We start from the raw sequence: 21,311 nt of genomic DNA on the forward strand, positions 1-21,311 counted from the left end.
AGGGTAAGCGAAGCGCCACCCGGCAAGCAATCAACGGCGCAGCACCGCGCCCGCATACCCCAGCTGGCGCCAGGCTTCATACACTACCACCGACACCGCATTTGACAGGTTCATGCTGCGGCTGTCCGGCATCATCGGAATACGGATTTTTTGTTCGGCAGGCAGGGCATCAAGAATGGTGGCCGGCAGGCCGCGCGTTTCCGGGCCAAACAGCAGATAATCCCCCTCCTGATAGCTCACCGCGCTGTGCGCAGGCGTACCTTTGGTGGTCAGGGCAAAGATCCGTTCCGGCTTTTCCGTTTCCATAAACGCGGCCTGATCCTTATGGCGTACCACGGCGGTGAATTCGTGATAGTCCAGCCCGGCGCGGCGCAGGCGCTTGTCGTCCCACGTAAAGCCCATCGGCTCAATGATATGCAGACGAAAACCGGTATTCGCGCACAGGCGGATGATGTTGCCGGTATTAGGTGGAATTTCTGGTTCGAATAATACGATGTTAAGCATGCTGCCCCCTTAATTTCGCGGGCAGAATAGCAGAATTTTTCCCTCACCCTAACCCTCTCCCAGAGGGAGAGGGGACTTTCTTTTTCTCCCTCTCCCGTTGGGAGAGGGCCGGGGTGAGGGGATCAGACTGCACCAATCTACGCCGCGTCCCCCCTGCGCCAGCGGTGCCAGCCCGGCAGGGATCTTACTCAGCTCCTGCACCAGCATCTCTTTGCTGATCTCAGGGATGGATTTCGCCCCGGTGAGGGTCATCGCCACCTTCATCTCTTTTTCGATCAGATTGAGCAGGTTCGCCACGCCCGCCTGGCCGTGGGTCGCCAGGGCGTAGAGATACGCCCGGCCCAGCAGAACGGTATCAGCACCCAGGGCAATCATACGCACCACGTCCAGACCGTTGCGGATCCCGGAGTCTGCCAGAATCGCAATATCGCCTTTAACCGCATCGGCAATGGCGGGCAGGGCGCGGGCAGAGGAGAGTACCCCGTCCAGCTGGCGACCGCCGTGGTTCGACACCACAATGCCATCGGCACCAAAACGCACCGCATCGCGGGCATCTTCCGCATCGAGGATCCCCTTGATCACCATCGGGCCATCCCAGAACTCACGGATCCACTCCAGGTCTTTCCACGAGATCGACGGATCGAAGTTATTCGCCAGCCAGCCAATGTAGTCTTCCAGCCCCGTCGGTTTACCCAGATAGGCAGAGATATTCCCCAGATCGTGCGGGCGACCGTTGAGCCCCACATCCCACGCCCACTGGGGATGGGTCACCGCCTGCCAGTAGCGGCGCATCGCCGCATTGGCACCGCTCATCCCGGAGTGCGCATCGCGATAGCGTGCGCCGGGGGTCGGCATATCCACTGTAAAGACCAGGGTGGAGCAGCCCGCCGCTTTGGCGCGCTCCAGGGCATTACGCATAAAGCCGCGATCGCGCAGGACGTATAGCTGGAACCACATCGGACGCTTGATGGTCGGGGCGACCTCTTCAATCGGGCAGACCGAGACGGTGGAAAGCGTAAAGGGAATGCCTTTGGCATCGGCGGCCGCTGCGGCCTGCACTTCACCCCGGCGGGCATACATGCCGCACAGGCCGACAGGGGCGAGGGCCACCGGCATGGAGAGCGTTTCGTTGAACAGCTTCGTCTCAAGGCTCAGGTCGGACATATTCTTCAGCACGCGCTGGCGCAGGGCCACCTGGGAGAGATCTTCCACGTTGCGGCGCAGGGTGTACTCGGAGTAAGCCCCGCCGTCGATATAGTGGAACAGGAACGGGGGCAGGATGCGCTGCGCGGCGGCGCGGTAGTCACTGGCGGCTGAAATGATCATGCTTTGTTCTCCCTGGAAATGTCGTTGTCGCCAGGCAGACGGGTAATGCGCGCCTGTCGGGCCTGATCTTCATCGAATCGTTTAATGGTGGTATGCACGAAGCCCAGATGCGCCATCATCGCCTGGCGAGCGGCTTCGGCATCCCCGGCCAGAATGGCATCCAGAACGGCCTGGTGCTGCTCGGTCAGCTGCGCAAACACCGGGGGGACCTGATACATCCGCTGGCGGCTCTGCTTGACCGAAGTTTGCAGCAGATCGAAGAACCCGCGCATGGTCTGGAGCAGCACCACGTTGTGCGAGGCTTCAGCAATCGCCAGATGAAAACGCACGTCGGCCTGCGAGGCGATATCCGGATCGCTGCTGTGGGTCGCCTCAAAACAGGCCTTCAGCTTCTCTTTATCGGCCGGTGTGGCGCGCATGGCGGCATGCCAGGCGGTGCTGGCTTCGATGGCGTGACGCGCCTCGAGAATATCGAAGCTGTAGTCCGGGTCGTTGGCCATCAGGGTTTTCAGCGGCTGGACAATCGCCTGTTCTGACCACTCCTCATGCTGCCAGCGCACAAAGGTCCCGCCGCCGCGACGGCTCAGCAGTACCCCTTCGCTGACCAGGGTCGCTAAGGCTTCGCGCAGCGAGTTACGCGAAACGCCAAGCTGGGCGGCAAGCTGGCGCTCGGCGGGCAGCTTCATGCCCGCCTCCAGCTGCTGTTCTTCAATCAGCGCCCGTACGCGAGAGGCAATCTCGTCGGACAGGCGTCTGGGCATCACTATCATGGGATCATCCAGGTTAAGACGTAGGCCTGCAGGGTGGTGATCACCCCCACCATGCAGGTGAATATCAGGCTGTGCTTCACGGTAAAGCGGAACAGATCCGACTCTTTGCCCACCAGACCAACTGCCGCACAGGCGATGGCGATGGACTGCGGCGAGATCATCTTCCCGGTTACGCCACCGGTGGTGTTCGCCGCGACCAGCAGCACGTCCGAGACGCCAATCTGCTGGGCGGCCGTGGCCTGCAGGGCAGCAAACAGGGCGTTCGACGAGGTATCTGACCCGGTCAGGAAGACTCCCAGCCAGCCGAGGAACGGCGAGAAGAAGGTAAACGCGTGGCCGGTATGGGCCAGAGCCAGGGCCAGCGTTGACGACAGGCCGGAGTAGTTCGAGATAAACGCGAAGGCCAGTACCATACCGATGGAGTAGATCGGCAGCATCAGCTCTTTAATCGTAGCTGCAAACGTCTGTACCGTCGCTGCAGGCTTCATGCGCAGCCATACCACGGAAAGGATAGCGGCAAACAGAATGGCGGTGCCGGTTGCGGAGAACCAGTCGAACTTGAACACTGCCGCATACGGCGTGGCGTCATGAACAACCGGCGGCATGCGGGCGACCATCTTGTCGAGGAACGGCACGGAGATATTGACCACCATGTCGTACAGCGCACCGTTCGGCGCAAACAGGGCTTTGAACGGCGGCACGCTCCACAGGGTTACCGTAGCGGTGAGGAACAGGAACGGCGACCAGGCGCGCACAATCTGTCCCGGGGTGTAGCGGGTGCGGGCCAGGGTCATATCAACCTGGGAGGCACCCATATCGGCAAAGCGGAAGATCCGCACCGGCTGCCAGCGTCTGAGGAACAGCGTGAGACAGACCAGCGAGACCAGGGATGAGATAATGTCAGGCAGTTCCGGGCCGAGGAAGTTGGAGCTCAGGTACTGGGCGATAGCGAACGAACCTCCCGCCACCATCACCGCAGGCCAGGTCTCCTTCACGCCGCGCCAGCCGTCCATAATCGCCATGATCCAGAACAGCACGATAATGGTCAGGAATGGCAGCTGACGGCCAACCATCTGGCCGATCTCAAAGCTGTCCAGACCGGTGACCTGCCCGGCAACCAGAATCGGAATGCCCATCGCGCCAAACGCCACCGGCGCGGTGTTAACGATCAGACACAGACCGGCGGCATACAGCGGGTTAAAGCCCAGCCCGACCAGCAGCGCGGCGGTGATCGCCACCGGTGCGCCGAATCCGGCCGCCCCTTCCAGGAATGCCCCGAAGGAGAAACCAACGATCAGCATCTGCAGGCGCTGGTCCGGGGTAATGGAGAGGATCGACGAGCGAATAATGTCGAACTGCCCGGTTTTCACCGAGATTTTATAGACGAAGACTGCGGCAATGATGATCCACGCAATCGGCCACAGGCCATAGAAGAAGCCATAAACGACCGAGGCCAGGGCGCGATCCACCGGCATTTTGTAGAAGAACAGCGCCACCATCAGGGCGATGGCAACGGTGTACGTCGCGGCAAGGTATCCCTTCAGCTTGAGCTTAATCAGCGCAAAGAAGAAGAACAGGATAGGCAGCGAGGCAATCAGGCTTGATAGCCAGATATTGCCTGCCGGATCGTAGTTTTGTTGCCAGAGGCTCATTGCAGGTCTCCCGAGGACCGCACCTTCTGCGGCGCGGTGAGTCTGTGCTCATCTCGGCGTCACATTCAGTGTAAAAGTGGTCCTGCCAATAGTGTGATGTAGGGTTAATGACAACAAATGGTTAACCAAATGTTATTGGTCGGCAATGTGTTTGTGAGCGAAGTTTATGGAAATGTGAACCAGAGGAGGGTTGGTTGCGGAATTGGTTGGGCCAATTTTGAAGCGGAGGAGTGCGGTAGGCCGGGTAAGCGTCGCGCCACCCGGCAATAACATCAGAACTCAGTCTTGCTGAAACCCGTCATCTCTTTCAGACCCATTTCACGGCCCAGCTCGGTCATCGGGTGGACAACCACCAGGCCGCGCACGCTTTTCTTCAGCTTGCCCATGTCGGCCTGTTCTTTTTTAGTGATCGCACGGCGGAAAGGCAGTTTTGACAGCTTCTGCGCTTCTTTGCTCAGCTTCTGATCTTTCACGCCACGCAGGCGCTCGATTTCGGTTTCCAGCGTCGCTTTCTCTTTTTCCAGCTCGGCGTATTTCTCGGCGGCATCAACCAGCGAGAGGCTGGCCTGCTGGTGGCGGATCAGATCCAGGCGGTCGCTCAGGCGTTTAATTTCGTTCTTTTCGACTTCTTTCATCACAAATAGCTCTAAAAACAGGGGAGATTACAGGGAAGGATACACCAATGTGCGCAGGCTTACTTCTGAAACGCTTTTTTTAAGCTGATTCGGGAAATCAGCTCAGTCAGGGAGAGGACCATGGTAGAGCGGACAATCTGCTGGTAACGCTGCTTCTGCATCGCGTACAGCTCCGGGTCGCTGGTATCAAAATGCGGCGTCGGGGGCAGGGCGGTGACGCAGTGCAGCTCGCCCAGCGGGCCGAGGATCTCGTCGTCGGTGAACGCATACTCGTTGCCGTCGTGATTCAGCTCTTCACGCAGCGCCATCAGCAGCTCGGCATCTTCATACTCATGACGGCTGATAACGCCCAGGCCATAGATCAGTTTCAGACGCACGGATAAATCGCCCAAGGGGCCGTCGCCGTCGAGTAACGGTTCAACTGCGTATTTCACCGCGTAGTCGTCTTTGCGAAACACCTGAAGCACCAGGATATTCACCGCCTCGGTTAATAACTCGACGGCGGATATCAGGAAACTTCGAACGGTTTTGCCAGCATTCAGACGCTCCAGCACACGGTTTTCAAAGGCCTGGGTTTGTTCCATTATTGCCTGCATATCTGACAATCTATCTTCCGGGCGCAGGATGACCTGCGCCAGTTCCTGCATCATTTGGTTGCGTTATAGTCGTTAACCGCCTCCAGAACCACGTCGCTATTGGCATCCAGACCGGATACCTGCGCCAGCGCGGCCTGTGGACCCTGCTCGTCAATCAGCTGCGCCAGCTCCTGCGCCTGCGGATCTTCTTCGCTGCGGTAGTGCATCGCGGCGGCAATGCCTTTGACCAGACTGGTGTGCGGCAGACCGTATTCCAGCGTGCCGAGCAGCGGCTTGATCAGACGATCGCCCGCACTCAGCTTACGCAGCGGCTGACGGCCCACGCGCTCAACGTCATCTTTCAGATACGGGTTTTCAAAACGACCGAGGATTTTCTGAATATATGCCGCATGCTTATCGGCATCAAAACCGTAGCGTTTAATCAGTACCGCGCCGCTCTCGTCCATTGCACCTTTTACCACGGCGCGAACGTTCTCATCGAGAATGGCGTCACGAATGGTCTGATGACCGGCTAATTTACCGAGGTAGGCGGTTATAGCATGCCCGGTGTTCAGCGTGAAGAGCTTACGCTCGACAAATGCCATCAGGTTATCCGTTAATTCCATCCCGGCGATCTCCGGCAGTGCGCCTTTGAACTGGGTTTTGTCGACGATCCACTCGCTGAAGGTTTCCACGGTCACTTCCAGCGGATCGTGGGTGGCGGAGGCAGATGGCGGAACGATGCGGTCCACGGCGGAGTCGACAAAGCCCACGTGTTCTTCAACCCAGGCTTTATCTTCATCAGCCACGGCGGCCATCACATGGCCCTTCAGCTGGGTGGTGCCGCGCACCATGTTCTCACAGGCGATGATGTTCAGTGGGGTGTCGTTACCCTGGGCCCTACGTTTTACCAGCCCTTTGGCGATGGCCGGGGCGATACGCTCCAGCACCACCGGACCCACCGCAGTGGTCACCAGGTCAACGCTGGCTATCAGGTCGATAACCTCGTCGCCAATGCTGCTGACCGCGTTCACGCCGGTCACGGTTTCGACCTGCTCGTTTTCCCCCACCACATGCACCTGATAGCTATGACGGGCATTCAGGGCATCCAGTACCGTCTGATTCACATCCGCGAACGTCAGCGTAATGCCGGCGTCTGCCAGCAGTTTGCCGATAAAACCACGACCGATATTACCTGCGCCGAAATGTAATGCTTTCATCGTATTACCTTCATCAATGTTGTGACCCGAGAGGGCTGGGGTGAGGCTTTTCCCTCACCCTAACCCTCTCCCAAAGGGAGAGGGAATAGTTGGAACTTACTTGTTAAGAAGTGCCAGCACTTCTTCAACGCTGGTGGTGTTTGCCAGACGTTCGATAACGGTCTCATCGTCCAGAGCATTGGTCAGGCTGGTAATCACCTGGATGTGCTCATTGTTACGGGCCGCGATACCAATCACCAGACGGGCAATATCGTCCTCTTCTTCACCGAAGCGCACGCCTGCCGGGTACTGGCAGAACACCACGCCGGTTTTCAGAACGCGATCTTTCGCTTCAACCGTACCGTGCGGCACCGCAATGGATTCGCCCAGGTAGGTCGGGGTCAGTTTTTCACGTTCCAGCATTGCATCAACATATTCTGGCTGCACGTAGCCGCCTTTCACCAGCTGCTCACCGGCAAAGCGGATCGCCTCTTCTTTGTGGCTCGCGGTACGGCCAAGGAAGATGTTCTCTGCACCCAGACGGAACAGGTGGCTGTTGCTCTCGTCGAAGCTGTCCTGCAGGCTGGTACGCACTTTCACTTCGTTGTCTTCGTGACGCTGTGCCGCCACCAGACGTTCGGTCAGGTTAGTGTACAGGCCGCTGTCGAGGAAGTTGGTCAGCGAAATGTGCTGCGCCTGCGGAACCTGGCGCATCGCACGCTCGGTCAGGTCGCGGTGGGTGATGACCAGGTCAACATCCGGCGGCAGGCTGTTAATGGCGCTGTTAGTTACGGAAATCTGTGACAGACCGGCATCAGCGACTTTCTTACGCAGGACGCCCGCACCCATGGCGCTGGAACCCATACCGGCGTCGCAGGCAACGATGATTTTACGTACGTGGCTCAGGTCGTTAGAGACATCACCCGCGGTCAGCGGCGTTGCAGCAACACCTTTAGACTGGGATTTCATGTCCTGCATACGACGGGTAGCCGCTTCGATATCGTCTTCTTCTTTCACTTTGCTGGTTTTCAGCAGGATGGCAGATACCACGAAGGAGACGGCCATGGCAGCGAAGATAGCGGCCAGGTTCGCGAAGTAGGCACCTTTCGGGGTCATCGCCAGTACCGCCAGGATAGAACCCGGAGAGGCCGGAGAAACCAGACCGCCGTTCAGCACGCTCAGGGTGAAGACGCCGGTCATACCGCCGAGGATAACGGCGAGGATCAGACGTGGGTTCATCAGCACGTACGGGAAGTAAATTTCGTGGATACCACCCAGGAAGTGGATGATCGCCGCACCGCCAGCAGACTGTTTCGCGCTACCGCGTCCGAAGAAGATGTACGCCAGCAGGACGCCCATACCCGGACCCGGGTTAGCTTCAATCAGGAAGAAGATCGATTTGCCGAGGTCGTGAGACTGCTGAATACCCAGCGGTGAGAAGATACCGTGGTTGATGGCGTTGTTGAGGAACAGGATTTTCGCCGGTTCAACAAAGATGGACGCCAGCGGCAGCATGTCGTGGGCAACCATGAAGTTAACGCCCGCCGCCAGAATTTTGGAGAGCACTTCAACTGCCGGGCCAATGCCGAGGAACGCCAGAATGGCCAGGATCATCCCGATGATGCCGGCAGAGAAGTTGTTCACCAGCATTTCGAAGCCGGATTTGATTTTGCCATCAACCCAGACGTCGAACTTCTTAATGGCCCAGCCGCCCAGTGGGCCGGCAATCATTGCGCCGAGGAACATCGGCATATCCGCACCGACGATCACGCCCATGGTGGTGATCGCACCGACCACGCCACCGCGGTCACCGCCAACCAGACGACCACCGGTAAAACCGATGAGCAGCGGCAGCAGATAGGTGATCATTGGGCCAACAAGTTTCGCCAGCGTTTCGTTAGGCAACCACCCTGTCGGAATAAATAACGCGGTGATAATACCCCACGCGATAAACGCGCCGATATTTGGCATCACCATGTTGCTAAGGAATCGACCAAAGCTTTGTACTTTGATCTTGAAATCGGATGACATAAAACACCCCTTCTTCTGTTTACGCAGGCCTTAAGCCCGAGGTTTGTTGTTAATGCGGTGGCAGAGGTTGCCCAGCCCTGTTCTGATGCGTGAAATCTGGCACTTAATTGTTTAACTGTCCAGACGGGTAAAAATAGTGTGATCCGAGTCACGTAAATGTAGGGGGTGTGGTCAGAATTGAAGTGATGTATGTCACAAATTTGAAGTGTAAAAAAAATACAATGTGCGTTTAAACGGCTGTTTGGCCCATAAAGTGTGAATTTAATCACATTTTGTTGCTGCGGGTTTGTTTCGGGAGTGTGATCTAATCCACAAAAAATTTTTATGCGGAATTCTCTGGATGTGATCGACGGCAACATCTGTTTTACGGATCAACGCCAGGATGTAAGTAAGCAACATTAATCGTTAAAAAAAAGACTCCTGGAATATGGTATGGCGAAAAGTGCTAAGCTGGATTAAGCTCATACTGTAAACTTAAGTCTATTATTATTCAGGATATATTTTGTCACGCTTCTAAACTTGCATGGAGATATAAGAAAAAACCATACTCCCCGGCTCTTATGAAATAATAAGTACACGCCCGTGTACTTAGCAGTAAATTAATGTGGTTGCTTACCATTTAATTATTTTAATGAGTTTAAGATTTCTTTAATGAGGCAAATATGTTTCTCAACTATTTTGCGCTGGGTGTGTTGATCTTTGTCTTCGTGGTTCTTTTTTACGGAATCATCGCGATTCATGACATTCCTTATAACATGGCCAAAAAGCGCAACCATCCTCATGCCGATGCGATCCATACGGCGGGGTGGATAAGCCTGTTTACGCTGCATGCCATTTGGCCGTTTCTGTGGATCTGGGCCACGCTCTACCAGCCGGAGCGCGGCTGGGGGATGCAGAACCATATTCAGCCGCCAGATCGTAACCCCGACGTTGATGCGCTGGCAAAGCGCGTCGCCGAGCTGGAACAAAAACTGGCCGCGGTGCCCCCCGTGGCTGATAAGAACACGTCGGAGCAATAATCATGGATCTGTTGATCGTATTGACCTATGTCGCCTTTGCCTGGGCCATCTTTAAAATATTTCGTATTCCGGTAAACCAGTGGACGCTGGCGACTGCGACCCTGGGCGGGGTATTTCTCGTGGCCGGTCTCATTTTATTAATGAACTATAACCACCCTTATACGTTTACGGCGCAGAAAGCGGTTATTTCTATTCCTATTACCCCGCAGGTCACGGGTGTCGTCAGTGAAGTCACCGATAAAAATAACCAGCTTATTAAAAAGGGCGAAGTGTTATTTAAAATCGATCCGGGCAGGTATAAAGCCCGTGTTGACAGATTACAGGCTGACCTGGTGACAGCCACGCACAATATTGACAATCTGAAGGCGCAGCTTTCAGAAGCCGTTGCCAATACCACGCGGGTGTCCGCTGAGCGTGACCGGCTGTATAAAGATTATCAGCGTTACCTGAAAGGCAGTCAGGCGAAAGTCAATCCGTTCTCTGAAAGCGATATCGATAACGCGCGCCAGAACTATCTGGCACAGGATGCCATGGTGAAAGGTTCCGTTGCTGAACAGACGCAGATTCAGAGCCAGTTAGACAGTATGGTCAACGGTGAGCAGTCGCAGATTGCCTCCCTGCGCGCCCAGTTGGCCGAAGCCACCTATAACCTGGATCAGACCATCGTCCGGGCGCCAAGCGACGGCTACATCACCCAGGTGCTGATTCGCCCGGGAACCTATGCCGCCTCGCTGCCGCTGCGTCCGGTGATGGTGTTTATTCCTGAGCAGAAACGGATGATCGTCGCCCAGTTCCGCCAGAACTCACTTCTGCGTCTGAAGCCGGGTGACGAAGCGGAAGTGGTGTTCAGCGCGCTGCCAGGCCAGGTCTTCCCTGGTAAGCTGACCAGCATTCTGCCGGTGGTGCCGGGCGGCTCCTACCAGGCACAGGGTTCGCTGCAGTCCCTGACGATGGTGCCGGGTTCTGATGGCGTGCTGGGTACCATCGAGCTGGATCCGAATGCCGACGTGGACGCGCTGCCGGACGGTATCTACGCCCAGGTGGCGGTTTACTCCGACCACTTCGCGCACGTCTCGGTGATGCGTAAAGTCCTGCTGCGTATGACCAGCTGGATGCACTACCTCTATCTCGACCATTAATCCCTTCCAGGGCAGGCATGCGATACGCAATGCCTGCCTTTTTTCCTTGCCTGGGCCATACTTATCCTTTTGTTGGCGGAAAAGGAGCAGGCAATGAAACTCATCGGCAGTTATACCAGTCCCTTCGTGCGTAAAATCTCCATTCTCCTGCTGGAGAAAGGCATTACCTTTGAATTTGTGAATGAACAACCCTATCAGGCTGACACCGGTGTCGCGCAGTACAATCCGTTGGGGAAAGTCCCGGCGCTGGTGACCGATGACGGGGAGTACTGGTTCGACTCGCCCATCATTGCCAGCTATATCGAGCTGCTGGATATCGCCCCGGCGATGATCCCCCGTGAACCTAAAGCTGCGCTGGCTATCCGCCAAATCGAGGCGCTGGCGGACGGGATCATGGATGCGGCCCTGGCCTCGGTGCGCGAGCAGGCGCGTCCGGCGGCACAGCAGTCGGAGACCGAGCTGCTGCGTCAGCGCGAGAAAATCCTTCGCAGCCTGGATCACTGTGAAGCGCTTATCCGCGAGGGGAAAATTGCCACCGACAGCGTTAACCTGGCGACCATCGCCATTGCCTGCGCCATCGGCTATCTCAATTTCCGGCGCGTCTCGCCGGGCTGGTGCGTGGATCGCCCGCTGCTGGTCAAACTGGCGGAAACCCTGTTCCAGCGCGAAAGCTTCGCCCGCACCGAACCGCCAAAGGCTTGATGTCGTCGATAACACTTCCTTGCCGGACGCGGTACAATCGCCCTGACATTGACTCCCTCTCCCGTCGGGAGGGGGGGAAGATACCCAACCGTCAGGCGCTTTCATGACTACTCAGCACGCTCTCTATAGCCAACTTCCCGCGACCGATCGTCTGCTTCGCGATGCCCGTCTTACTTCCGTTATTGCCCGCTTTGGTCACAGCCGAACGGTAGAGACTTTACGCCTGTTGCAGGACGAAGCCCGCGCCGGGATCCGCGCCGACAACTGCCTCCCGGGCTGGTGCGACGACTGGGCGCAGGAGGCCGAAAAACGGCTGGCGAGGGATAACGCCCCGGGCCTGCGCCCGGTCATCAACCTGACGGGCACGGTATTGCACACCAATCTCGGGCGCGCGCTGCTGGCCGGGGAGGCGGTGGCCGCGGTTACTCAGGCGATGCAGATGCCGGTCACGCTGGAGTACGATCTCGACGGCGCCGGACGCGGCCACCGCGACCGGCCGCTGGCGGCGCTGCTGTGTCAGCTTACCGGCGCGGAAGATGCCTGCATTGTGAATAACAATGCCGCGGCGGTGCTGCTGATGCTGGCCGCCACCGCCAGCGGTAAAGAAGTCGTGGTTTCCCGGGGTGAGCTGGTGGAGATCGGCGGGGCGTTTCGCATCCCGGACGTAATGACCCAGGCCGGGTGCCAGCTGCGGGAAGTGGGCACCACCAACCGTACCCACGAGCGGGACTACGCGGCGGCCATCAATGACAACACCGCCCTGCTGATGAAGGTGCATACCAGCAATTACCATATTGAAGGCTTCACCCGTGCCGTTGACGAGGCGGATCTGGTGCGCATCGGGCAGGAGAGGGACGTGCCAGTGGTGGTCGATCTGGGCAGCGGTTCGCTGGTGGATCTCAGTCGCTATGGCCTGCCGAAAGAGCCGATGCCGCAGGCGTTAATTGCCGCTGGCGTCAGCCTGGTGAGCTTCTCGGGTGACAAGCTGCTGGGCGGCCCGCAGGCCGGGATCATCGTCGGCAAGCGCGACCTGATTGCCAGATTGCAACAGCACCCACTGAAACGCGCCCTGCGCGCGGATAAAATGACCCTCGCCGCGCTGGAGGCCACCTTGCGCCTCTATCTCCACCCGGAGACGCTGGCCGAACGCTTGCCGACGTTGCGCCTGTTGAGCCGCGACGCCGCCGCGATCCATCATCAGGGGGAGCGGTTGCAGGCCCTGGTCGCGCCGCACTACCCTGATTTTGAGGTTCGCGTGGAAGATTGCCTGTCACAGCCGGGCAGTGGATCGCTGCCGGTGGATCGCCTGCCGGGCGCGGCCCTGACCTTTACCCCGCGCGACGGACGCGGTGCGCAGCTGGAGGCGCTGGCGTTACGCTGGCGATCCCTGCCGGTGCCGGTGCTTGGCCGGATAAAAGACGGACGTCTGTGGCTGGATTTACGCTGTCTGGAAGATGAAGCACAGTTTCTGGAGATGTTGTTGAAATGATTATTGCCACCGCCGGGCATGTTGACCACGGCAAAACCACCCTGCTGCAGGCGATCACCGGCGTCAACGCCGACCGCCTGCCGGAAGAGAAAAAGCGCGGCATGACCATCGATCTGGGTTATGCCTACTGGCCCCAGCCGGATGGCCGGGTGCTGGGATTTATCGACGTGCCGGGACACGAAAAGTTTTTGTCCAACATGCTGGCCGGTGTCGGTGGGATTGACCACGCCCTGCTGGTGGTGGCCTGCGATGACGGGGTGATGGCGCAGACGCGCGAGCACCTGCAGATCCTCCAGCTGACCGGTAACCCGCAGCTAACGGTGGCCCTGACCAAAGCCGATCGCGTCGACGACGCCCGGGTGGAGGCAGTGCGCGACGAAGTGCTGGCCACCCTGCGCGACTTTGGCTTTGCCGACGCGACGCTGTTTGTCACCGTTGCCACCGAGGGGCGGGGCATTGATGCCCTGCGCGATCACCTGCAACAGCTCCCGGCCCGCGCCCATGCGGATCACCACCGCTTCCGCCTGGCTATCGATCGCGCTTTTACCGTGAAAGGGGCCGGTCTGGTCGTCACCGGTACGGCGCTGTCGGGCGAAGTGCGGGTAGGCGACAGCCTGTGGCTGACCGGAGTCAACAAACCGGTGCGTATCCGTGGCCTGCACGCGCAAAACCAGCCTGTTGAACAGGCTCACGCCGGACAGCGCATTGCCCTGAACCTGGTGGGCGACACGGAAAAAGCGGAGCTGAACCGCGGGGACTGGCTGCTGGCCGACGCGCCGCCGGAGCCGACCACGCGTGTGATAGTCACCCTGCAAGGCGATGTGCCGCTGGCGCAGTGGCAGCCGCTGCATATTCACCATGCCGCCAGCCACGTCACCGGCCGCGTCTCGCTGCTGGAGGGGGCGCTGGCGGAATTGGTCTTCGATACCCCGCTGTGGCTGGCCGACAACGATCGGCTGGTGCTGCGCGATATCGCTGCCCGCGTCACCCTCGCCGGGGCGCGGGTCGTCACTCTCAATCCGCCGCGTCGCGGAAAGCGCAAGCCGGAGTACCTGCACTGGCTGGCGACGCTGGCACCGGCTGCGGATGACCGCGCCGCCCTGCTGGCGCATCTTGAGCGCGGGGCGGTAAACCTGGATGCGTTCGGCTGGGCACGCCAGCTTAGCAGGGAAGGGCTGCGTCAGTTGACCCAACAGCCTGAGTTTATCCAGGCCGGTTCCAGCCTGTTAAACACCGCTGTCGCGGCGCGCTGGCAGCGTAAGATTCTGGAGGTGCTGGCGACCTATCATCAGCAGCATCAGGATGAACCCGGTCCGGGCCGCGAGCGCCTGCGGCGCATGGCCCTGCCGATGGAGGATGAGGCTCTGGTCCTGCTGCTGATCGAGCGGATGCGTGAGAGCGGGGAGCTGCACAGCTACCACGGCTGGCTGCACCTGCCGGATCACAAAGCGGGCTTTACCCCGGCGCAGCAGGCCGTCTGGGAAAAAGCGGACGCGCTCTTTGGCGACGAACCCTGGTGGGTGCGCGACCTGGCCCGTGAAACCGCCACCGACGAGCAGACCATGCGGCAGGTGCTGAAGCATGCGGCGCAGCAGGGGTTGATTACCGCCATCGTCAAAGATCGTTATTACCGCCACGATCGGATTGTCACCTTTGCCAACCTGATCCGTGAGCTGGACCAGGAGCGCGGCTCCACCTGCGCGGCGGATTTCCGCGACCGGCTGAACGTCGGGCGTAAGCTGGCGATCCAGATCCTTGAGTACTTCAACCGCATTGGCTTTACCCGCCGCCGCGGTAACGATCACCTCCTGCGGGATGCGCTGCTCTTTGCCGATGAGGGGCAGCAGCGTTAATCCTTCTTGCTGGCGAACTTCTGTTTCGCCAGCCATACGGCGCCCAGCCTGCCCGCTTGGTTACCCAGCTGGCAGGGCAGGATGGGCACCTGCAGCGAGTCCCACTCTTCAAAGGTTTGCAGGTGTTTGTCGAGCAGCGTATAGATTTTCTCCTGCTCGCTGATGCCGCCGCCGATCAGCACCACCTGTGGGTCGAACATTGAGATGACGCTATAGACCCCGCGGGCCAGAAACAGGGCCCACTCCTCTACGGCTTCGCGCAGGTGCAGATCGTTCTCCATTCGCTCGAACAGCTCTTCGCCTTTCGGCATATCCTCTCCGGACACCCCCAGCGCCCGGCGGCAGGTCTCCATCAGCCCTTTGGCAGAGGCCACCTCATGCATCCCTTCGCCGTGTTTGCCGACCGGGATGACCCCGAATTCCCCGGCGCGGTAGTGCGAGCCGCGATAAAGATCGCCCCCCAGCACAATGCCGCCGCCGATCCCGGTGCCGAGGGTCATGCAGACAAAATTCTCATAGTCCCGCCCGGCGCCGCGCCAGCGTTCGCCGAGGGCGGCACAGCTGGCGTCATTGTCGGCCACCAGCGGCAGGTCGGTCAGCTCCGCGAAGAGCGCGTACAGGTTGACGTTGTCCAGGTACTCCAGCGCGCCCGCCTTTGCGGCGTCGCCGGTATGGGTATTAATGTGGCCGGGGATGCTCACGCCGATCGCCGTAATCTCATGTTCTTTCTGGTACGCTTCGACCACCTCGCGCCACCGCTGCTTAAAGCTCTCTTCATCCTCCGGCGTATCAAATTGATCGGTGGCGAGTTCGTTTCCGTCCTCGTCAATCACGCCGTGTTTAATGTGGGTTCCGCCCACGTCGAAGCCGATAAAAAGCCGCATTTATCCATCCCTCTGCCAGAGTTGTGCGCTTTAAGTATGGCTCAGGGCAGAAAACCAAACGTAAAGTAAGGTAATGCGTGAAGGGGCTCGCAAAGCAGGCGACGGCTGGCGATATTTTCACCGCCGCGGTCTACCTTTGAAGGACACTTCACCCAAGGAGACAGTCATGACGAATAACCCTCCCTCAGCACGTATCCTGCCCGGCGAATATGGTTTCCCCCTCAAACTGAAAGCCCGTTATGACAACTTTATCGGCGGCGACTGGGTTCCTCCGGCCGACGGCGAGTATTACCAGAACCTGACCCCGGTGACCGGCCAGCCGCTGTGCGAAATCGCCAGCTCCGGCAAGCGCGATATCGATCTGGCGCTGGATGCCGCCCACAAGATCAAAGACAAATGGGCCCACACCTCGGTGCAGGATCGCGCGGCGATCCTGTTTAAAATTGCCGATCGCATGGAGCAGAACCTTGAGCTGCTGGCCACGGCCGAGACCTGGGATAACGGGAAGCCGATCCGCGAAACCCTGGCCGCCGACGTGCCGCTGGCGATCGACCACTTCCGCTATTTCGCCTCCTGTATTCGTGCCCAGGAGGGGGGGCATCAGCGAGGTGGACAAAGATACCGTCGCCTATCACTTCCATGAGCCGCTGGGCGTGGTCGGGCAGATCATCCCGTGGAACTTTCCCCTGCTGATGGCCGCCTGGAAAATGGCGCCCGCGCTGGCAGCCGGGAACTGCGTGGTACTGAAACCGGCGCGCTTAACGCCGCTGTCGATCCTGCTGCTGATGGAAGTGGTGGGCGACCTGCTCCCGCCAGGGGTGGTGAACGTGGTCAACGGCGCCGGGGGCGAAATCGGTGAATATCTGGCGACCTCCAAACGGATCGCCAAAGTGGCCTTTACCGGCTCTACCGAAGTGGGCCAGCAGATCATGCAGTACGCCACCCAGAACATCATTCCGGTGACGCTGGAGCTGGGCGGCAAATCGCCGAATATCTTCTTTGCCGACGTGATGGACGAAGAGGATGCCTTCTTTGATAAGGCGCTGGAAGGGTTTGCCCTCTTTGCGTTTAACCAGGGCGAAGTCTGCACCTGCCCAAGCCGGGCGCTGGTGCAGGAGTCGATCTACGAGCGCTTTATGGAGCGCGCCATCCGTCGCGTGGAGTCGATCCGCAGCGGCAACCCGCTGGACAGCGTCACCCAGATGGGGGCCCAGGTGTCGCACGGTCAGCTGGAGACCATCCTCAACTATATCGATATCGGTAAGAAAGAGGGGGCCGAACTCTTAACCGGCGGGCGGCGCAAGCAGCTGGACGGTGAGCTGAAAGAGGGTTATTACCTCGAGCCGACGATCCTGTCCGGCAAAAACAACATGCGCGTCTTCCAGGAGGAGATCTTCGGCCCGGTGCTGGCGGTGACGACCTTCAAAACCATGGAGGAGGCGCTGGAGCTGGCCAACGATTCGCAGTATGGCCTGGGGGCGGGGGTCTGGAGCCGTAACGGCAATCTGGCGTATCAGATGGGGCGCGGTATCCAGGCCGGACGCGTGTGGACCAACTGCTATCATGCTTACCCGGCGCATGCCGCGTTTGGCGGATACAAACAGTCGGGTATTGGCCGTGAAACCCACAAGATGATGCTGGAACATTACCAGCAGACCAAATGCCTGCTGGTCAGCTACTCCGATAAACCGCTGGGACTGTTCTGATTGTCCAGAGCAGGCCGCCCCAGCGCGGCCTGCTCAATCTGCCTGCGCAGGGTATTCAGTACGCCATCCAGCACAAACTGCACTCGCCACGGCTGATAGTCACGTTTGCGGAAGATCGCCACCAGATCCAGCCACCACTCCTCCTGATGGGTGAAGCAGGGCACCATTGAGCCCTGCTCGATTTCCCGCAGCAGACTCTCTTTTGGCGCAAAGACGATCCCCAGATGATTGCGCGCCAGCTCAAGCGCCGTCTGGGTGTTGTCGCAAATATAGTTACCCGTGACTTTATAATCGAGCACCTGCTCGCTATTATTCACGCGAAAACGCCAGATGTTGGCGTCATCGATGATCATTGAGTCGATAAGAATGCAGGAGTGATTAATAAGATCGTCAGGATGATTAATAGGGTGCTTTTTAATATATTCAGGAGTAGCGAAAGCAGTAACAGAATATTTTGTTAAGGTGCTGGCGACCAGACTTTCATCTTTTGGTTGGGCATAGGTAATTAAAATATCGCAATCGTCGGGAAAGGTGACCCCTTCGAAAAACTCGTTCCGGTCCAGGTTGTAGGTTTTCAGGCTAATACGGATATCGCCAATATTTTCGATCTCATGAATCACGTGGCGGGCCAGATAAGTGACGATACCCGAGGGGGGCATAAAGGGTGACCTTGCCGCGTTTTTCGTGTTTGTAATCAGCAATAAAATTAATCAGTTGCTCATTTTTTTCCAGCGATGCGTCAATGAACGGCAGCAAGGATTCACCGAACTGGGTCAGCGCCAGGTGGCGGGTGGTGCGCTCAAATACCTTCAGGCCGACGCGGGTTTCGAAATCAGCAAGATATTTACTGACATTAGCCTGAGCCATTCCCAGCAATGCAGCCGCATCGCCAATGCTGTGAGTCGCGGCAATGACGGAAATAATTTTTAATTCTCGCGGTTTGATTTGCAGCTTGTTCATTGCCTGACGCCCATCTATATGAATTTATATATAATATTATACAAATAACCGCATTGCATCGCGATTTTTGTAACCATTATTATGCGCCGCGTCGTATGACATTTAATGGATTACAAACAATGAAGTTTAAAAAGAATTTACTCATCGCGGCCACGTTATTTACGGCAATGCCCGTAATGGCCGATGACTTTTCAGTTGGCGCTGGCGCAGTTTTTAATGAATCACCCTATAGAGGCTATAACGAGAACGTCACCGCTGTCCCGTTAATTAGCTACGAAGGCGAGCTCTTCTACGTACGTCAGACCACCGGCGGCTGGATCGTCTGGAAAGATGCGAAAAACGAGCTCAGCCTGACCGCCTCCTGGATGCCGCTGCATTTCGACCCGGAAGATAACGACGACCATGCGATGAAGCAGCTGGATGAGCGTAAAGCTTCCGCGATGCTGGGCGGGGCATACTACCGTCATGAAAGCTGGGGTAGCCTGAAGTTTGCCCTGGCGGCCGATGCGATGGACGAGAGCGGCGGCGTGGTGGGCGAGATGTCTTACTTCCGTCCGATCCGCATGGAGCGCCTGACCCTGACGCCGTCAGTGGGGGTGTTCTACTATGACGAAAGCTTCAACGATTACTACTACGGCGTCTCTGAGAAAGAGTCCCGTCGCAGCGGTCTGCAGCAGTACACCGCCAGTGAAGCCGTGACGCCGTATATCGGCCTGGCGGCGAAATATCAGCTGACGCAGAACCTCTATCTGAACGCCAGCGCAGTCTATACCGTACTGCCTGACGAAGTGAAAAACAGCCCAATGATCGACCGTGACGACAGCTTCGCGCTGATGACCGGCCTCTCCTGGAAGTTCTGATTTTCAGCAATCTGCCCTCAGGGACGAGGGCAGCCTCAATCGTTTTCTTCTTACGCCTCATCCACCCAGATGCGCATCTCTCCCTCGCCGCGGTTCGCCCAGCTAAACCACGGAATAAAGGTCAACGTCTGCGTCTGCTGCGTGGTCGGGGCACGATCGTACTGCCACAGCGGCTGCTGTTCGGCGTTCTCGGCATGGCGTACATAACCCTGGGTCTGGATCAGCACCTTGTGGGCAAAAATCCCTTTTCCTTCCAAGAGCTTAAATTCGCTATCGGCGGGCAGGGTCAGGTTATGCAGCCCGGCACCGTTATCCGCCTCTTCGAGACAGTAGACCAGCGGCCCGCGCTGAATCGCCACTTTCCCGGCCTGCTGGCGTACCTGCGGATTCCCGTAAACCCGACGCACCGGCATCGGCAGGGTTAACTGCAGCCTGTCGCCCTCCTGCCAGCGGCGGGTCAGGTAGAGATAACCCTGGCGTACCTCGCCGGTGACCGCTTCGCCGTTCAGCGTCAGCTGTGGGTTGTCGCACCAGTCCGGCAGACGCAGGGCCAGGGTATGGTCGATCGCCACCGGAGAGATGATCTCGATAGTGACCTGCTCCTGCCACGGGTAGTTGCCGCTGATGCGCACCTGTAGCTCCTGGTCGCCCACCGGGAAGGCCATGCTGTTGCCGATATAGAGGTTGATAAACAGTGCATCATTACGGACGGTATAGAGGTAGTGACCGATTGAGGTCAGCACCCGGGCGATGTTCGGCGGGCAGCAGGCGCAGCCGAACCAGCGCTGGCGAACCGGCTTCACGTGATCGTAGATATGGTTAAACTTCAGCGTCTTCGGATGCACCTCCAGCGGGTTAACGTAGAAGAAGTGCTTCCCGTCCAGCGCCATGCCGCCGAGGACGGTGTTGTACAGCGCCCGCTCCATCACGTCGGCGTACTGGCTGTTGGCCTCCATCTCCAGCATGCGCCGGGCGAACATCATCAGGCCGATTGAGGCGCAGCTCTCGGCATAGACGGTGTCATTCGGCAGATCGTAATCGCTGCTGAAGGCTTCGCCGCTGCTCTGGGAGCCAATCCCACCGGTGATATACAGCTGGCGCTGGGCCATGTTGTTCCATAAACGCAGGCAGTCCTGGCGTTTGCTTTCGTCCTGGCTCAGGCGAGCCAGGTGCGCGACGCCGGTCATCAGATAGACGAAGCGCACCGCGTGACCGATGGCCGTCTGCTGCTCGGCCAGCGGCTGATGCGCCTGGCTGTAGGCTTTGTCCTGCACCATCCACGCCGGGCCGTAGGTGTTCCAGTACGAGGTTTTGCCGCGCTTTTCGTATTCGATATCGTAGAAGTGCGGCTGGATGCCGCGCTGCTCGACGAAGTATTTCACCAGTGCCAGATAACGCGGCTCCTGGGTGACATCGAACAGGCGCATCAGCGCCAGCTCAATCTCCGGGTGACCCGGATAGCCGTGCAGCTGCTGCTCGCCCGGACCAAAGACGCTGTCGATATGGTCGGCCAGCTTGCAGACCACCTCCAGCAGACGGCGTTTGCCGGTGCCCTGGAAGTAGGCCACGCCCGCCTCAATCATGTGCCCGGCGCAGTAGAGCTCGTGGCACTCCGCGAGGTTCGTCCAGCGCTCCTCCGGGGCTTTGACTGTGAAGTAGGTATTCAGGTAGCCATCGTCGCACTGCGCGGCGGCTACCAGATCGATCACCTCATCGGCGGTCTTTTCCAGCTCCGGGTCGGGCTTCTGGCACAGCGACCAGGCCACCGCCTCCAGCCATTTCGCTACGTCGCTGTCCTGAAAAACCATCCCGTAAAATTCACCGCTCTGCTGGCCTGCCGCAATGCGGAAGTTGGCGATCGCATGGCTCGGTTCGGCCTCGGTGATGCGATCGTTCAGGGCATCCCACTGGTAGGGAATAACCACATCGCGCACCAGCTGTTGATACTGGCCGAGAAACGGGTCGCTGATTTTCAGTTTATGCAGGTCGGGTTCCATTATGGACATC

16 protein-coding genes and 2 pseudogenes are annotated in these 21,311 nt (G+C 58.4%); 7 read left to right on the top strand and 11 right to left on the bottom strand.

The window, feature by feature from the left end; all coding sequences use genetic code 11:
- Positions 1-30 precede the first annotated feature (30 nt).
- From trmL to AAHB66_RS00725, 8 genes are all read right to left on the bottom strand, one after another.
- Positions 31-504, bottom strand: coding sequence for a tRNA (uridine(34)/cytosine(34)/5-carboxymethylaminomethyluridine(34)-2'-O)-methyltransferase TrmL (gene trmL / locus AAHB66_RS00690; RefSeq protein ID WP_347114865.1), 474 nt, complete (start codon positions 502-504; stop codon positions 31-33).
- 48 nt (positions 505-552) lie between these two features.
- The gene (gene lldD, locus AAHB66_RS00695; RefSeq protein WP_347114866.1) at positions 553-1,830 is read right to left on the bottom strand and encodes an FMN-dependent L-lactate dehydrogenase LldD; all 1,278 of its coding nucleotides are present in this window, start codon (positions 1,828-1,830) and stop codon (positions 553-555) included.
- Positions 1,827-2,600 (bottom strand): transcriptional regulator LldR, encoded by a 774-nt coding sequence (gene lldR, locus AAHB66_RS00700; protein WP_347114867.1) that lies wholly within the window; start codon positions 2,598-2,600, stop codon positions 1,827-1,829. The genes lldD and lldR overlap by 4 nt, the downstream gene beginning before the upstream one ends.
- Complete coding sequence (gene lldP, locus AAHB66_RS00705) at positions 2,597-4,252, bottom strand: L-lactate permease (protein ID WP_347114868.1); 1,656 nt, start codon at positions 4,250-4,252, stop codon at positions 2,597-2,599. Before lldP ends, lldR begins: the two co-directional genes overlap by 4 nt.
- Before the next feature lie 272 nt (positions 4,253-4,524).
- On the bottom strand, positions 4,525-4,887 hold the full coding sequence (locus AAHB66_RS00710; RefSeq protein ID WP_347114869.1) for a YibL family ribosome-associated protein: 363 nt from the start codon (positions 4,885-4,887) through the stop codon (positions 4,525-4,527).
- A 59-nt stretch (positions 4,888-4,946) separates the two neighbouring features.
- Positions 4,947-5,537 carry a mannitol operon repressor MtlR gene (gene mtlR / locus AAHB66_RS00715; protein WP_142487755.1) on the bottom strand — a complete coding sequence of 197 codons (591 nt, stop codon included), beginning with the start codon at positions 5,535-5,537 and terminating at the stop codon, positions 4,947-4,949.
- The gene (mtlD, locus tag AAHB66_RS00720; RefSeq protein ID WP_347114870.1) at positions 5,534-6,682 is read right to left on the bottom strand and encodes a mannitol-1-phosphate 5-dehydrogenase; all 1,149 of its coding nucleotides are present in this window, start codon (positions 6,680-6,682) and stop codon (positions 5,534-5,536) included. Before mtlD ends, mtlR begins: the two co-directional genes overlap by 4 nt.
- A gap of 96 nt (positions 6,683-6,778) precedes the next feature.
- Positions 6,779-8,692, bottom strand: a complete 1,914-nt coding sequence (locus AAHB66_RS00725; RefSeq protein ID WP_347114871.1) for a PTS mannitol transporter subunit IICBA — start codon at positions 8,690-8,692, stop codon at positions 6,779-6,781.
- Between the two features lie 662 nt (positions 8,693-9,354).
- Between AAHB66_RS00725 and AAHB66_RS00730 the strand changes: the two genes are divergently transcribed.
- The 5 genes from AAHB66_RS00730 (at position 9,355) to selB (ending at position 14,894) form a co-directional block, all read left to right on the top strand.
- Positions 9,355-9,711 carry a DUF3302 domain-containing protein gene (locus tag AAHB66_RS00730; protein ID WP_347114872.1) on the top strand — a complete coding sequence of 119 codons (357 nt, stop codon included), beginning with the start codon at positions 9,355-9,357 and terminating at the stop codon, positions 9,709-9,711.
- 2 nt (positions 9,712-9,713) lie between these two features.
- Positions 9,714-10,850, top strand: coding sequence for an HlyD family secretion protein (locus tag AAHB66_RS00735; RefSeq protein ID WP_347114873.1), 1,137 nt, complete (start codon positions 9,714-9,716; stop codon positions 10,848-10,850).
- Between the two features lie 93 nt (positions 10,851-10,943).
- Entirely contained in the window at positions 10,944-11,552 is a 609-nt protein-coding gene (locus tag AAHB66_RS00740) for a glutathione S-transferase (protein ID WP_347114874.1), read from the top strand.
- Positions 11,553-11,655: 103 nt separating this feature from the next.
- Positions 11,656-13,041, top strand: coding sequence for an L-seryl-tRNA(Sec) selenium transferase (selA, locus tag AAHB66_RS00745; RefSeq protein ID WP_347114875.1), 1,386 nt, complete (start codon positions 11,656-11,658; stop codon positions 13,039-13,041).
- The gene (selB, locus tag AAHB66_RS00750; protein ID WP_347114876.1) at positions 13,038-14,894 is read left to right on the top strand and encodes a selenocysteine-specific translation elongation factor; all 1,857 of its coding nucleotides are present in this window, start codon (positions 13,038-13,040) and stop codon (positions 14,892-14,894) included. The genes selA and selB overlap by 4 nt, the downstream gene beginning before the upstream one ends.
- Here the strand turns inward: selB and AAHB66_RS00755 are convergent.
- Positions 14,891-15,778, bottom strand: coding sequence for an ROK family protein (locus tag AAHB66_RS00755; RefSeq protein ID WP_347114877.1), 888 nt, complete (start codon positions 15,776-15,778; stop codon positions 14,891-14,893). The genes selB and AAHB66_RS00755 overlap by 4 nt on opposite strands.
- 166 nt (positions 15,779-15,944) lie before the next feature.
- Here AAHB66_RS00755 and aldB point away from each other — a divergent pair.
- Positions 15,945-17,484 (top strand): annotated as a pseudogene (gene aldB, locus AAHB66_RS00760) (aldehyde dehydrogenase AldB).
- Here the strand turns inward: aldB and AAHB66_RS00765 are convergent.
- A pseudogene (locus tag AAHB66_RS00765) lies at positions 17,454-18,444 on the bottom strand (LysR family transcriptional regulator). The pseudogenes aldB and AAHB66_RS00765 overlap by 31 nt on opposite strands.
- A gap of 119 nt (positions 18,445-18,563) precedes the next feature.
- Here AAHB66_RS00765 and AAHB66_RS00770 point away from each other — a divergent pair.
- Positions 18,564-19,304 (top strand): MipA/OmpV family protein, encoded by a 741-nt coding sequence (locus AAHB66_RS00770; protein ID WP_347114878.1) that lies wholly within the window; start codon positions 18,564-18,566, stop codon positions 19,302-19,304.
- Between the two features lie 50 nt (positions 19,305-19,354).
- On the opposite strand, the gene AAHB66_RS00775 is transcribed toward AAHB66_RS00770, so the two are convergent.
- Positions 19,355-21,310, bottom strand: coding sequence for a glycoside hydrolase family 127 protein (locus AAHB66_RS00775; RefSeq protein WP_347116559.1), 1,956 nt, complete (start codon positions 21,308-21,310; stop codon positions 19,355-19,357).
- Between the last annotated feature and the right edge of the window lies 1 nt (position 21,311).

The organism is Leclercia sp. S52 (assembly GCF_039727615.1).
Taxonomy (GTDB): domain Bacteria; phylum Pseudomonadota; class Gammaproteobacteria; order Enterobacterales; family Enterobacteriaceae; genus Enterobacter; species Enterobacter adecarboxylatus_B.